Annotated in this window: 12 protein-coding genes; 7 read left to right on the top strand and 5 right to left on the bottom strand. The window is 73.3% G+C overall.

The annotated features are described in order from the left end of the window. Positions 1–36 precede the first annotated feature (36 nt). Both ABZ883_RS03580 and ABZ883_RS03575 read left to right on the top strand, forming a co-directional pair. Positions 37–1,548 (top strand): von Willebrand factor type A domain-containing protein, encoded by a 1,512-nt coding sequence (locus tag ABZ883_RS03580; RefSeq protein ID WP_360900794.1) that lies wholly within the window; start codon positions 37–39, stop codon positions 1,546–1,548. A gap of 18 nt (positions 1,549–1,566) precedes the next feature. After that, entirely contained in the window at positions 1,567–2,082 is a 516-nt protein-coding gene (locus ABZ883_RS03575; RefSeq protein ID WP_360900791.1) for a pyridoxamine 5'-phosphate oxidase family protein, read from the top strand. Here the strand turns inward: ABZ883_RS03575 and ABZ883_RS03570 are convergent. Continuing rightward, a complete protein-coding gene (locus tag ABZ883_RS03570; RefSeq protein ID WP_360900788.1) occupies positions 2,079–2,819 on the bottom strand; it encodes a class I SAM-dependent methyltransferase in 741 nt (246 codons plus the stop codon). The two genes, ABZ883_RS03575 and ABZ883_RS03570, sit on opposite strands and share 4 nt — an antisense overlap. Before the next feature lie 280 nt (positions 2,820–3,099). Beyond that, positions 3,100–4,212, bottom strand: a complete 1,113-nt coding sequence (locus ABZ883_RS03565) for a DUF2786 domain-containing protein (RefSeq protein WP_360900785.1) — start codon at positions 4,210–4,212, stop codon at positions 3,100–3,102. An 86-nt stretch (positions 4,213–4,298) separates the two neighbouring features. Between ABZ883_RS03565 and ABZ883_RS03560 the strand changes: the two genes are divergently transcribed. The 5 genes from ABZ883_RS03560 (at position 4,299) to ABZ883_RS03540 (ending at position 9,882) form a co-directional block, all read left to right on the top strand. Then, positions 4,299–5,105 (top strand): alpha/beta hydrolase, encoded by an 807-nt coding sequence (locus ABZ883_RS03560; protein ID WP_360900782.1) that lies wholly within the window; start codon positions 4,299–4,301, stop codon positions 5,103–5,105. 287 nt (positions 5,106–5,392) lie between these two features. Then, positions 5,393–6,715: a polyprenol phosphomannose-dependent alpha 1,6 mannosyltransferase MptB gene (gene mptB / locus ABZ883_RS03555; RefSeq protein WP_360901630.1), complete on the top strand. Its 1,323-nt coding sequence runs from the start codon at positions 5,393–5,395 to the stop codon at positions 6,713–6,715. 80 nt (positions 6,716–6,795) lie between these two features. Further along, the gene (locus tag ABZ883_RS03550; RefSeq protein ID WP_360900779.1) at positions 6,796–7,944 is read left to right on the top strand and encodes a glycosyltransferase 87 family protein; all 1,149 of its coding nucleotides are present in this window, start codon (positions 6,796–6,798) and stop codon (positions 7,942–7,944) included. A gap of 45 nt (positions 7,945–7,989) precedes the next feature. Continuing rightward, the gene (locus tag ABZ883_RS03545; RefSeq protein WP_360900776.1) at positions 7,990–9,300 is read left to right on the top strand and encodes a S8 family peptidase; all 1,311 of its coding nucleotides are present in this window, start codon (positions 7,990–7,992) and stop codon (positions 9,298–9,300) included. Between the two features lie 96 nt (positions 9,301–9,396). Further along, entirely contained in the window at positions 9,397–9,882 is a 486-nt protein-coding gene (locus ABZ883_RS03540) for an Rrf2 family transcriptional regulator (protein WP_360901627.1), read from the top strand. 376 nt (positions 9,883–10,258) lie between these two features. Here ABZ883_RS03540 and ABZ883_RS03535 read toward each other — a convergent pair whose 3' ends face one another. The 3 genes from ABZ883_RS03535 to ABZ883_RS03525 all read right to left on the bottom strand — a co-directional run bounded on the left by ABZ883_RS03535 (position 10,259) and on the right by ABZ883_RS03525 (position 13,284). Beyond that, complete coding sequence (locus ABZ883_RS03535; protein ID WP_360900773.1) at positions 10,259–10,693, bottom strand: GNAT family N-acetyltransferase; 435 nt, start codon at positions 10,691–10,693, stop codon at positions 10,259–10,261. A 94-nt stretch (positions 10,694–10,787) separates the two neighbouring features. Beyond that, positions 10,788–12,122 carry a cytochrome P450 gene (locus ABZ883_RS03530; RefSeq protein ID WP_360900770.1) on the bottom strand — a complete coding sequence of 445 codons (1,335 nt, stop codon included), beginning with the start codon at positions 12,120–12,122 and terminating at the stop codon, positions 10,788–10,790. Between the two features lie 28 nt (positions 12,123–12,150). Next, entirely contained in the window at positions 12,151–13,284 is a 1,134-nt protein-coding gene (locus ABZ883_RS03525; RefSeq protein ID WP_360900767.1) for a selina-4(15),7(11)-diene synthase, read from the bottom strand. Between the last annotated feature and the right edge of the window lie 200 nt (positions 13,285–13,484).

Below are 13,484 nucleotides of genomic sequence, written 5' to 3'. Positions count from 1 at the left end.
TCACAGTCACAGAAGCCGACGGGGAGGGGACACGACATGAGGCGGACGACAAGAACCATCGCACTGGCGGTCGCCGCGGGGGTGCTGCTCGCGGGGTGCAGCGCGGCGGGCCCGCGCGGGAGCAGTCACGACGCCGGGCCCCGCCCCGCGCCCGCGCCCGCGCGCGTCGCGGGGGGAACGCAGGCGCCGGACGGCGAACGCGCTCCCGCGCAGGACCAGTTGTCGACGTTCGCGCTGGACGTGGACACCGCGTCGTACGGCTACGCCGCCCGGCAGCTGAGCAACGGGCAGCTGCCGGACCCGTCGGCGGTGCGGTACGAGGAGTTCGTCAACAGCTTCCGGCAGGACTACCCGAGCCCGGACGGCGACGGCTTCTCCGTCAGCGCGGACGGCGCCCGCACCCCGGGGGCCGGCTCGCGCTGGTCGCTGCTGCGGATCGGGCTGGCCACGCGCGCCGCCGACAAGGCGGCACGCAAGCCCGCCGCGCTGACGTTCGTCGTGGACGTCTCGGGCTCGATGGGCGAGCCGGGGCGGCTGGACCTCGTGCAGAAGGCGCTGCGGTCGGCGGTCGGCGAGCTGCGCGGGGACGACTCGCTGGCCGTGGTGACGTTCAGCTCACGGGCGCGGGTGGCGCTGCCGATGACGCGGCTGGGCGCCGACGGGGCCCGTGCGCACGCGCGGGAGGTGATCGACGGTCTGCGGCCCGAGGAGTCCACGAATCTGGAGGCGGGCCTGCGCGCGGGCTACGACGTGGCCCTGGAGGGCGCCCGTGCGGGCGTCACGAACCGGGTCGTGCTGCTCTCGGACGCGCTGGCGAACACCGGTGAGACGGATCCGGACGCCCTGCTGGAGCGGATCGCCAGGGCCCGGGAGCAGCACGGTGTGACGCTGTACGGGGTGGGCGTGGGCAGCGAGTACGGCGACGCGCTGATGGAGCGGCTGGCGGACCGGGGCGACGGCCACACCTCGTACGTCTCCACCGAGCGCGAGGCGCGGGCGCTCTTCGTGGACCAGTTGCCGGCCAATGTGGAGCTGCGTGCCCGTGACGCCAAGGCGCAGGTCGCCTTCGACCCGGCGACGGTGGAGAACTACCGCCTCATCGGCTTCGAGGACCGTGCCGTGGCCGACGAGGACTTACGCGACGACCGGGTGGACGGCGGCGAGGTCGGCCCGGGGCACACCGTGACCGCGTTGTACGCCGTGCGCCTTCGGCCCGGCGCGCGGGGCCATGTGGCCACCGCGACCGTCCGCTGGCTGGACCCCTCGGGCCGGACCCCGCACGAGCGGTCGGCGACGATCGAGGCGGACCGGCTGACCGGCGCGCTGTGGGACTCCGGCACGTCGCCGCGGCTGCGGGTGGACGCGGTGGCCGCGTACTTCGCCGACGCGCTGCGGACGTACTCCACCGGTGAGCCGCAGCTGCCCGGCGCACTGGGGCTGGCAGAACTCGCCGAGCGCGCGCGCTCCCTGGCCAGGACCACGGAGGACCCGGCCGTGGCCGACCTGGCGGAGTCCGTCGACCGCGCGTACGCGCTCCGCGCGGCCTGATGGAGTATCAGTGGAGTCATGGCAGCAGAAAAGGAACCCGAGGCCGAGCTCGACGCCCGCTACAGCAGTGACGGCGCCGACCCGACGAGCTGGAGCCAGGCGCGCCGCTTCCTGGCCGATGCCGAGATCTACTGGCTGACCACGGTCCGCCCCGACGGGCGTCCTCACGTCACCCCGCTCATCGGGGTCTGGTACGAGAACGCCCTGCACTTCAGCACCGGCGCCGACGAGCGCAAGGCGCGCAACCTCGTCCGCAACGCGAAGGTGGTGCTCACCACCGGCAACAACGCGCTGCACGAGGGCTTGGACGTGGTCGTCGAGGGCGAGGCGGCGCGCGTGCGCAGTGACACGCAGCTGCGGAGCATCGCGGAGGTGTACGAGGCCAAGTACGGCGAGGAATGGCGCTTTGAGGTCCACGGCGAGGTGTTCCGCGGGGAGGGCGGCAACGAGGCGCTCGTCTACGAGGTCGAGCCGCGGACGGCCTTCGCCTACGGACGGGGGACGACGTACAGCCAGACACGCTGGCTCTTCTAGGGCCTCTGGAACAGGGCGGTCCACAGGAAGGGCTCGCCGAAGTGCGGGGAGTCCGGCGGCTCGTCGCGCATGCGGCGCAGCTCGATCTCGGTGTGGCCGGAGAAGATCGCGCGCAGGGACTCCGGCGTGTAGGCGAGCCCGCCGTGCAGGCGGGCCTGCCGGTAGAAGTCGGCGTCCGGCAGCTCCGAGCCCATGGCGCCGGAGGCGAAGCAGGTGAGGGCGAAGTGGCCGCCGGGGGCGAGGACGCGGTCGAGCAGGGCGAGGTAGCTGACGCGGCGGTGCGGCGGCAGGTGGTGGAAGCAGCCCGAGTCGTGGACCAGGTCGTACGGGCCCTCCAGCGGGCCGCCGGCCGCGGTCAGGGCGAAGGCGTCGCCGCGGTGGAAGCGCACGTCCTGCGCACCGGTCTCGCGGGCCCGTTCCTCGCCCCAGGCGACGGCCGCGGGCGAGAGGTCGACGGCGTCCACGGCGAAGCCCGCGGCGGCCAGGTACAGGGCGTTGCGACCGGGACCGCAGCCGAGGTCCAGGGCCCGGCCGCCGGGGGTGAGCAGGCCACGGTCGAGGTAGGAAACCAGGCTCTCGTCCGGTTTCCGCACGAAGAACGGGACCGGCTTGGAGCGGTCCGCGTAGAAGCCGTCCCACCAGTCGGCCGCGCCGCCCGTCCAGCGGTCGGCCTCCGGCACGAACAGGCCGTCGAGCAGTTCCAGCACGTCCTCGACCGTGCAGATGTGACGATCCATCAGAACTCCTTTCGCGGTGCCGCCAGCCTAGGCCCGTGGGGCATGAAAGCCCAGCTCAGCGGCAGTGTCCCGATCGCCGGTACGGGCGTCCGGGCGGCTGCGCGGACTCCGGGCGACGCCTCCCTCCGGCCCGGCCGCGGACGGCGCTCCGCACCCCCGCGAGGGGCCGCCGCGGGGGTGTCGGCGGCAGCGCGCGGGGCGGGTTTTCCGTCCGCCGGCCGTCTCGTCGCATGCCCCGGCTCCCGCGGTCGGCGTGGGCAGGCTGCTCCGGTGGCGCGGCCTAGAGCCGGGCGCCGTCCGCCGCGGCCGTGCCGTGGTCCCAGCCCTCGCGGTCGCGGCCCTTGAGGCGCTGCGAGCGGGTCTGCGGGAACATCTCGTCGGCCGCCCGGCCCACCGCGACCTCGCGCGCCGCGAGGACGGGCAGCACCTCCGTGCTGCCGCCGCCCTCCTCACCGGCCTCGCGTGTGGCGTCCCGGGTGGCCGACGCGAGCCGTTCGCCGATCCGTCCCGCGTAGGCGATGAGGAAAGACTCGCGGAAGTTCCGGGAGAGGTTCTTGCGGCCCTTCGCGCGGGCCGTGCCGCCGCCGCGGATCATCGCGGTCTCGGCCTGCACCAGCAGCGAGGTGTAGAGCACCTCCACCGCCTCCAGGTCGGCCTCGTAGCCGACCACCGTCGAGAAGCCGAACTCCGCCGACCACACCGCGCGGCAGCGGTTCGCCGACGCGACCGCGTCCAGGAGCAGTGCCTTGGGGGCCTCGTACGGCCGGTCCACACCGACCCGGCGGGCGCCGGGCCCGTCGCCGGGGGCCGTGCCCGCGAGCAGGGCCTCGTCGACGCTGTAGCGGGCCATCAAATGCTGCGCCTTGGCGCTGAGCGCCTCGGCCTCCTCCGGGTACGGGGTCGACTCCGCCTTCGCCAGCAGCGCGCGGATGCGACCCAGCTTGGACCCGGCGCCGCTCCCCGCCGCGGGCCGCGGCGGCGCGGCGGTCAGCGGGGTGATCCGGGGCAGCCGGCCCAGGAGGCGGACCAGTTCCAGCACGGCGGTCGCCGCGCCGAAGCGGTCCAGCCGCTCCTCGCGGGCGTACGCCGTCAGCAGGGCCGTCGCCTCCGGCCGCGGCGCGCCGTCCGCGGCGAGCAGCCGCTCCGCGAGCCGCACGTGTTCCGGGCCGAGTTCCCTGCGGGCCATCCGCACCAGGTCCGGGTCCCCCCAGCCGCGGCCCCGGCAGCCGCTCAGCAGATCGTCGAGCGCGGCCAGCACCGCCGGGCCCGCCTGCTCCCATCCCGCCGCCGCGAGCGCCGACGCCCCGGCGTCCACCGCGAACTCCGCGTCCGCGCCGGCCGCCCCCACGGCGCCGGCGAACGCCTCCCGTACCACCGTCGTCACGTCCCGCACGCCCTCCAGGATCGCATCCCGGCGACACGCCGCGTACGGAGCAGGGTGGTCGCGCGACCTGGGCGGCAGCAGCAGGGTGGGGCCCCGTGAGCACCGAGACCCGCACCGCGGACTGGGACATCCGGACCGCCGGCCCGGCCGACGCCCCGCACCGGGCGCTGCTGCTGCCCGGCGGCCTGTGCACTGCGGAGTTCTACGCCGACGTCATGGCCGAACCGGCGATCGCCGACGCGCGCCTCGGCCTGACCGCGGTCACCCTCCCCGGCTTCGGGCGCACCCCGGCGCCGCAGGACGTCTCCGTGGAGAACTACGCGCGCCTCCTGGGCCGGGTCGCCGCGGAACGGGGCTGCGACCTCGTCGTCGGTCAGGGCCTCGGCTCCACGGTCGCCATCGAGATGGCGGTGACCGGCGCCTTCACCGGCCCGCTCGTGCTGCTCTCCCCCAGCTTCTCGCGGAACGACGAGGCCCCCGAGTTCGCGCTGCTGGACCGCCTCGGCCGCGTCCCGGGACTGGGCGGGGCGGCCTGGGCGGTCGCGCTGCGGCTCTTCCCGCGCGCCGTCCGCGACAGCCTGCCGCCGGGCCGCCGCGACACCCTCGCCGCGGTCCTGGCCGACAACGACCCCGCCTTCTGCCACCGCGCGCTGCGCCACTACTACGACCACCTGGACCGGCACGGCTCGCTCGTCCCCCGGCTCTGCGCCACCGCCCTGCCCGCCTGGGTCGTCCGCGGTGAGGCCGACGACATCGGCCTCACCGACGGCGAACGCCGCGACCTGGACGCCTGCCCCAGCATCACCCTGATCCCCGTGCCGCGGGCCGGCCACGGCGTGCTCGTCGAACAGCCCGCCCGCGTCGCCGCGATCATCGCCGAGGCCGCCGCCCGCCTCGGCTGACGGCGGCCGGACGCGCCGTCCACTGCGCGGGGCGGGGGCGGGGGTCCGTTCGTTCCGCGCGGGTCCGCGGTGGCCGGTCGCGCAGTTCCCCGCGCCCCTTCGGGGCACGATTCCCTGGTCCGATCGAGTACGGGTGGGAGCCGTCGCCGTACGCACGGGACGCCGTACACAGCGGCATCGTGCGGGCCGCCGCCCGGCTGCTCGCGGGATGATCGGTCACCCGCCGGTCGCCCGCGCGTCGTTCGGCGGTCACCCGATGATGCGATCGTGCGGTAGTGACTCGCACCATGGCCCTCGGACTTGCCGGGACGGTCGCGTTGGCCGTCGGCGGAAGGGCCGCGGGGGCGCTGCCCGTCCGGGACGAATTCGCCCTGCCCCGAGGGGAGGCGGCGATCGGGCTCCTGGTGGCCTACTTCGGGCTCGGGCTGCTGATCGCCGCGTGGTGGCAGCTGGGCCGGCTGGTGCGCGGTCCGCAGCCGCCGACGATACGGAGCCTGCTGACCACCTTCGCCGTCTGGGCCGCACCCCTGCTGCTCGCGCCCCCGCTGTTCAGCAGGGACGTCTACAGCTACCTGGCGCAGGGCGCGATGGTCAGCAAGGGCATCGACGCCTACACGTACGGGCCGAGCGTGCTCGGCGGTGCGGCGGCGGCCGAGGTGCCGGCGATCTGGCGCGACACCCCGGCACCGTACGGTCCCGCCTTCCTCGCCCTCGCGCGGCTGAGCGCGCACGCCGGGATCACCGGGATGCGGGCGCTGGCGCTGCTCGGAGTGGCCCTGCTCGCCACGCAGTTGCCGCGGCTGGCCCGACGCTGCGGCGCGGACCCCGCGCAGGCGGTGTGGCTGGGGGCGCTCAACCCCCTGGTGCTGCTGCACCTCGTGGCGGGCGCCCACAACGACGCGGTGATGCTGGGCCTGTTGGGCGCCGGTCTCGGTGCCGCGCTGGCACGGCGGCCGGTGATCGCGACGGTGCTGGTGACGCTGGCCGCGCTGGTCAAGGCGCCGGCCGCGCTGGGACTGCTGGTCGTGGCCACCCTGTGGGCCGAACACATGGAGGGGCGCTGGCGGTTGGCCCGCGCGGGCGCCACCACGGCGGTGGTCGCCGGGGCGACGACGGTCGGCATCACGGCGGTGACCGGCGTGGGGTACGGCTGGATAGGCGCCCTGAGCACACCCGCCTCGGCCTCCAACTGGTCGCTGGTCAACACCATGGCCCGTTTCATCGGCACCCCGCACACCTGGCGGATGCTGAGCCTGGTCGCCGTCGCGGTGGCAATCGGCGCGGTGTGGCTGTTCCGCAGGCGGCTCGGCCCCGTCTACGCCCTCGGCCTGAGCCTGCTCGCGGTCGCCCTGCTCGGCCCCGCGATACGCCCCTGGTACCTGCTGTGGGGGCTCGTGCCGCTCGCCGTGGCCGCCCCTGACGGGCGCGTGCGCCGGGTGGCCGCCGTGGGCAGCGCGGTGCTGGCCCTGGCGGTGCTCCCGAACGGCTTCCCGGCCACCGCGCACCAAGTGGCCCTGGCGACCGCGGGAGCCGCCGCGGCTCTGCTGCCGATCGTCGTGCTCCATCTCGTGCGGCTGGTACGGCCGGCCCGCCCGGCCCCCGCCTCATGAACGTCAGGACCTTCATGCGCAGTGCTCTCCGTGCTCTCGGCTCCCTCGGGTCTCTTCGGGCTCCCGCCACGCAACGCGTCGTGAGCGCGGTCGTGGCGGTGACCGCGACCTTCGTGTTCCTCGCGACGGTGCCGCTGCACCGGCACTGGTTCGACGTGGCCGTCTACCACGGCGCGATCAACTCCTGGGTGCACGACGGCGGCGCGCTCTACGACTACCTGCGGCCCGGCACCGTGTACGGCTTCACCTACCCGCCGTTCGCCGCGCTGTGCATGCTGCCGATGGCCTGGGTGGACTGGCCGGCCACCGTGGTGCTGGCGGCCACCCTCAACATCGTCGCCGGACTGCTGGTGCTCCAGTGGACGGCCGGCCCGGTGATCCGCCGCCAGGGCTGGCCCCAGTGGTACGCGATGGTGCTGGCCGGCTGCCTGATGTCGCTGCTCGAACCGGTCCGGGACACCTTCACCTTCGGGCAGGTGAACCTCGCGCTGCTCGCGCTGGTGCTGCTCGACGCCGAACTGCTGCGCCGCGGCAGCCGCTGGGCCGGGTATGCGACCGGCCTGGCCGCCGCCGTCAAACTGACCCCCGCCCTGTTCATCGGGTGGCTGCTGATCGCCGGGCACCGCAGGGCCGGGCTCACGGCGGCGGCCACCGCCGCCGGGGCGACCCTGCTCGCCGCCCTTGCCGCGCCGGGCGCGTCCCGGACGTTCTGGACGCAGGCCATGTGGGACACCGACCGCGTCGGCTCGCTCTCGTACGCCGGCAACCAGTCGCTGCGCGGCACCCTCGCCCGGCTCGACGCGCCGGAGTGGGTGTGGGCGGTCGCGGTGGTGGCCGTGCTGGCGGTGTGGGCCTACAAGGTGCGGCGCGCCGACGTCACCAACGGCGTGGCGTTCACCGGTGTCGCGGCCTGCCTGGTCAGCCCGGTGACCTGGGTGCACCACCTGGTGTGGATGATCCCGGCGCTGGCCGTGCTGGCCGGTGAGGCGCTGCGGGTGCGGACCCGCACCCGGGTGGCGATCGCGGTGGGCGCGTACGTGGTGCTGTGCAGCAGCATCGTGTGGCTGTGGCTGGACGAACCGGGCCAGGGCGGACCCGGCTCGCTCATCGGCGGCAGCGCGTACGTCTGGATCGCCTTGGGGCTGCTGCTGGGGCCACGGCACGGATGGCGTAGCCGGGCGCGCACCGGGGCGATCTTGGCTGACAGGGTGGGAGAGCGGGCCGGCTGACGGTCCGACGGCTCACGCGGCCCCTGTCGACCGAGGAGTTCACGCATGCGTGTGTCCCTGCGCCGGACGTTGACCATGACCGCCGCGTGTGTGAGCGCCGTCTGCGCCGTGTGCGTCCTGCCCATGGCGGCCGCCGCGCCCGCGCGGACACCGGCCCCGCTGCCCGCCCTCGCCCCGCTGCTGGGGGCGAGCGCGCCGAACGCCATCCCCGGCGAGTACATCGTGACCCTGATCCCCGGCAGCGACCCCGCGCGCGTGGCGCACGACGCCGGTGTCACCCCGCACCACCTCTACCAGGACGCGATGCTCGGCTTCTCCGCCCCGCTGACCGAGTCCCAGTTGGCGCAGGTGCGCGCGCTGCCGCAGGTCCGCAAGGTCGAGCAGGACACCAAGGTCGCGCTCCCCCGGCAGGACCGCGTCCCCTCGCCGCCCCGGCGGCTGCTGCCGGTCCCGGGCGCGGCCCCCGGTCACGACGGGGGACACGGCACACACGGGCGGACGGGACGCGGCGCCACGGACGCCGAGCTCTCCGCGCCCGGCATCTTCTGGGGGCTGGAACGCATCTCCCACCGCACGCCCCACACGCACGGCTTCACCGTGAAGGCCACCGGCTCCAAGGTCACCGCGTACATCATCGACAGCGGCATCGACTTCGAACACGACGAGTTCGGCGGCCGTGCCACGCCCGGCATCGACGAGATCGGCGACGGCCTCGACGGCGAGGACTGCGCCGGGCACGGCACGCACGTCGCGGGCACGGTCGGCGGCGCGCACGCCGGGATCGCCCGCGAGGTCCGCCTCGTCTCCGTCCGGGTCCTGGACTGCGAGGCTGCGGGCCCCAACTCGGGGATCATCGCGGGCATCAACTGGCTGGCCCGGAACGCGGTCAAGCCCGCCGTGGCGAACGTGTCGCTGGGCGGCATGTACTCGCCCGCGATGAACGACGCCCTGGACGGCCTGGCCCGCGCCGGGGTCTTCCCGGTCGTCGCGGCGGGCAACGACGACATCAACTCCTGTGTCATCTCCCCCGCCAGCGCGACCGAGGCGTTCACGGTCGCGGCCACCGACCAGGCCGACCACCTGGCGTCCTTCAGCAACTTCGGCAGCTGCGTCAATCTCACCGCGCCCGGCGTGGACATCGCCTCCGCGTGGCCCGACGGGTCGTACGCCATGATGAGCGGGACGTCGATGGCCGCGCCCCATGTGACGGGAATCGCCGCGCTCTACAAGGACACGTACGGGGACGCCCCCTTCGACGTGGTGAAGAAGTGGCTCATCGCCCAGGCCACCCCGAACGCCTCGGCCGGCGCTCCCTGGGGGACGCCGACGCTGCTGGCCTTCACCGGGGACCTTTGAGGGGCGCCGTTCTCCGGGGTCGGCCGGGTACCGGAATCCTGGATTCCGGATGTCCATGATAATGGGATCTGGACATGTAGCATCGAGAACATGAGGATGAACGAGGGCGTGGAGTGGGCACTCCACTGCTGCCTCAACCTGGCCTGGGCCGGTCCCGAGAGGGCCGTCACGGCGGCCCGGCTGGCCGCCTTCTACGAGCTGCCCACGGCCTACCTCAACAAACAGCTCCAAGCGCTGGCCCGCGAGGGCATCGTCTCCTCCACCCCCGGACCGCGCGGCGGCTTCCGGCTCGCCCGGCAGCCCGAGGAGATCACCGTCCTGGATGTCGTCACGGCCATCGAGGGGCGGGACCCGGCCTTCCAGTGCACCCACATCCGCAAGCGGACCCCCAACAACGGCACGCTGCTCGACGACGACTTCCGCCAGCCGTGCCTGGTGCACCAGGCCATGGCCCGCGCGGACCTCGCCTGGCGCAGGGAACTGGCCGGTCAGACGCTCGCGGACCTGAAGGCGTCCATCGAGGGGGTGGCGCCGGGGGCGGCGGAGGGGACGCGGGGGTGGCTTCTGGGGGGCGGGGGCTGAGGGGCGCTGCGCTGCGCTGTACCGGGTTTTTTCCCCGCCCTCCCACCCTCCCCCAACCTTCGGCCGGGGGTGCCCCCAGCCCCAGGAAGTCTGGGCGCCCCGGCGCAAGTGGTTGGGGGGCCGGGTTCGGGGCCTCCGGGGCTGCCATTCTGGACAGCACATTTAGGTGCCTCAGGCGCTTGCTATTGAGCACCCCGGGTCGCGCACCCAAATATGCTCCACAGTCCAGAACGCCACCCTCCCCCAGCTACCGCTGGGAGGTGCCCCCACCTCCCCCGCCCCCTCCGTGAGCTCTCGCGCCTGATCCCCGGTGGGTGGTTGAGGACGGGGTCGCGTTCAGGCCGCTCGTTGGTGCAGCGCAGCGTCGTTCTGTCGGTCAGGAAAGGTCGCGGGTGAAGTGCAGGGCCGTGATGGCCATGCGGCACGTGTGGTGGAAGCGGTGGGCGCCGTGGTTGGTGACGCCCGAGTCCAGCTCGACGCGTTCGCAGCCCGCCTTGCGTGCCCGGATCTCCAGTTCGTCCATCAGCCGGGCGCCCACCCCGGCGCGGCGTGCGTCGAGCGCCGTGACCAGGTCGTCCACGAAGAGGGTGCGGCCCCGGCTGGTGGCGAGCACCCGATGCGTCGCGACGGCCAGGTAGCGGCCCAGGTTGTCGCGTGCGGCGGTGAAGACGAGGCCCTGCTCATGTGCCTCGCCGGCGAAGGCGGCGAACCCGTCGGCGGTCAGGGCGGGCCTCAACGTGCGTATGAGGGGACCCACTTCCGCCGTCATGTCCGGTTCACCGGGCCGTACATCCACGAATGTCAGCTCCATGCGCAGATCTTAAGAGGGGCTGACGGGCACCCGGCGGGCCCACACACTTGTGTGCTAATGGCCGCGACCCGGCGGGGGCCGGGTCGCGGCGGGTTCAGCGGGCCTCGACGAGCATGGGGAGGCGGTCGGGGTGGGGCACGGCGGCGGCCACCTCGCGGGCGAAGTGGGCGGTGGGGCGCAGCCGCCGGTGGGACAGGAGCGTGGCCAGCGAGACGACCATCTGCATCCAGGCGAAGGAGTCGCCGATGCACTTGCGGGTGCCGCTGCCGAACGGGACGAACGCGCCCCGCGGCCGGTCCGCGCTGCGCTCCGGCAGCCATCGGTCCGGGTCGAAGCGCTCCGGGTCCGGGAACGAACGCGGGTCGCGGTGCAGCGCGTAGAGGCTGAAGGCGATCTCCGTGCCGGCGGGCAGCATCACCCCGCCGAGCTCGACCGGTTCCACGGAGCGGCGCATGAGCAGGGTGACGCCGTGCAGCCGGACGACCTCGTTGATCACCCGGGTCAGGTACTCGTACTTGGGGATGTCGTCCATGGTCACGGGGGCGCCGCCGGAGACGCGGGTGATCTCCTCCAGGAGGCGCTCCTCCACCTCGGGGTGGTGCGCGATCTCGTGGAAGGCCCAGGTCAGCGTGGTCGCGGTGTTCTCCGCGCCGGCGAAGAGGATGGTGCTGAGTTCGTCCCGGACCTCCACGTCCGTGAGCGACTCCCCGGTGTCCGCGTCGCGCGCGGCGAGCAGCGTCGACAGCAGGTCGGGCCGGTCGGTGTCGTCGGCGGTGCGGGCCGCGGCGACGACGTCGTCGATGACTCGCAGCAGTTCGCCCGCCGCCGCGTCGAAGCGCCGGTTGGCGGGGATCGGCACCCGGTCGAGGAACTTGGGTGAAGCGGTGCGCAGCAGCAGGGTGTTGACGATGACCGGCAGGTACTGGCGGATCGCGTCGACGGCGGGCTTGCCGATGTCGGTGGAGAACATGGTCCCCGCAAGGGTGTTGGCCACGAGCGCGGCCATCTCCCGCTCGACCGCGACGGTCTCGCCCGGCCGCCACGACTCCGCGAGTGCCCGCGCCTGGGCGTTCATGGCCTCGGCGTAGCCGGCGATCCGGGACCGGTGGAACATCGGCTGCATCAGCTTGCGGTGTCTGCGGTGGGTCTCGCTCCCCGCGGTGACGAGGCCGTCGCCCACCAGGATCTTCAGGCGGTCGAAGAACCGGCCCTTCTCGAAGCTGCGCCCCTTGGTGACCAGGAGTTCGTTGACCAGCCCGGGGCTGTTGACGAAGTACACCGACATGGTGCCGACGTCGACGCGTACCAGGTCGCCGGTGTCGCGGAGCGACTTCACAAAGCCGAGCGTGTCGCGCGCCAGCGGCCACACATGGCCGAGCAGGGGTAGCCGCCCGGGGGCGCGCGGGACGGAGCGCAATTCAGCATTCACCCCGAAAACTCCTCTTCTTTCGTGGAATCTATGCCGTGCGCTGTGCGGTCGGGTGTAGGAAAGAGTCGAGCGATGTCGGTGCGATCCCCTGTGACGGACGGGACTCGTCCTGCTCCGGCAGTACGTCCCACCACCAGGCGATCGCGGGGATGTCCAGCGCTTCCGGGCTGTCGTCGCTCGGAGTGTCGCGGAAGGTCGAGGGGAGGTTCGCCGGATCGTCGGGTGTGGTGTAACGGATCGAGCTGACGCCCCAGTCCTGGGCCCCGCGGATGAAGTGGCCGAGGCTGTCGAGGAACTGGCGCAGTTGCGGGCTGCCGTAGGTCTGCAGGTACTCCGCGGTGCGGAGGAAGAGGTTCATCACGCGGTCCCGCTGGGCGATGGCCGTCTTCAGCGCCTGGTGCCGCGGGATGTCGTGCTCCACTTCCAGTACGCGGACGGCATTGAGGTAGAAGCCGCCCGCCCGCGCCTCCTTGTGGTGGGAGAAAATGTCGTTGTCCCAGCAGATGATGAAGTACGCCATCTCGGCCGCCGCGCGTACGGCCGTGAGGTCGCGTTCGTGGGGCTGGAGTTCGTAGCCCTGCCCCATCTCCAGCAGCGGCATCATGACGGACGTGGCGCCGTCGTAGATCCGCATCAGGGTGTAGTCGTTGAGGTCGGGAACGGTGCCGTCGCTCCGGAAGGACGCCTCCCAGACGACCGAGGAGAAGTACTCGCGCAGGGCGTCGATCCAGCGGGCGACCTGTCCCGGGGTGCCGTACAGGTCCATCCGGTAGCGGAGGTCGCGCAGGCCCTGGGCCAGCGGGTCGTCGGCCAGCATGGGGACTTCGGGGTTCTGGGCGATGCGGAGCAGCCGGGAGAGCGCTCCCATGAGCTCGCCCGGGCGGGTGCCGAGCTCCCCCTCCTCGCAGTAGCCGTCGTCGACGCCGAAGAGCCAGATGATGAAGTCGGCCGCGATGGCGACGACTTCCTCCCTGCCCTCGGGAAGGATGCGCGCGGCGAAGGTGCCGATGTCGTGTTTCACGAGCCGGCCGCGCAACTCGTCGGAGCCGATCCGGAACTGCTCGGCCCAGGCCGCCGCCCGTGCGTCGATGGCCTCGTGGCGTGGGTGGATTGCCGGCCCGAGGGGAGAGTAGATCGGTGGAACTATCAGGTCAGGCCCCACTGACGATCACCTCTCAGTTGTCCGCGCACTGACCACCACGAAGATCCGCGCGGCACACTGCCGCACGGAACGCGAGTGGATCAGTTTCAGCGACCATTACCCCGGCATATCGCCATGGCGTCAAGCCACGAAATCTCGCCATGCGAACGGCAGTTGGCGCACCCCTCGCTTGCGCCGCCCGTGCGCCTCGTGTGCGCCGG

It is taken from the genome of Streptomyces sp. NPDC046977, from assembly GCF_040644455.1.
Taxonomy (GTDB): domain Bacteria; phylum Actinomycetota; class Actinomycetes; order Streptomycetales; family Streptomycetaceae; genus Actinacidiphila.
This window is presented reverse-complemented; position numbering and strand designations above follow the sequence as displayed.

Bases quoted from the DNA above. Each gene is read 5' to 3' on its own strand.
- ABZ883_RS03540 (WP_360901627.1), top strand. From the start codon at position 9,397: ATGAACGAGGGCGTGGAGTGGGCACTCCACTGCTGCCTCAACCTGGCC.
- ABZ883_RS03535 (WP_360900773.1), bottom strand. From the start codon at position 10,693: ATGGAGCTGACATTCGTGGATGTACGGCCCGGTGAACCGGACATGACG.
- ABZ883_RS03575 (WP_360900791.1), top strand. From the start codon at position 1,567: ATGGCAGCAGAAAAGGAACCCGAGGCCGAGCTCGACGCCCGCTACAGC.
- ABZ883_RS03580 (WP_360900794.1), top strand. From the start codon at position 37: ATGAGGCGGACGACAAGAACCATCGCACTGGCGGTCGCCGCGGGGGTG.
- mptB (WP_360901630.1), top strand. From the start codon at position 5,393: ATGGCCCTCGGACTTGCCGGGACGGTCGCGTTGGCCGTCGGCGGAAGG.
- ABZ883_RS03545 (WP_360900776.1), top strand. From the start codon at position 7,990: ATGCGTGTGTCCCTGCGCCGGACGTTGACCATGACCGCCGCGTGTGTG.
- ABZ883_RS03570 (WP_360900788.1), bottom strand. From the start codon at position 2,819: ATGGATCGTCACATCTGCACGGTCGAGGACGTGCTGGAACTGCTCGAC.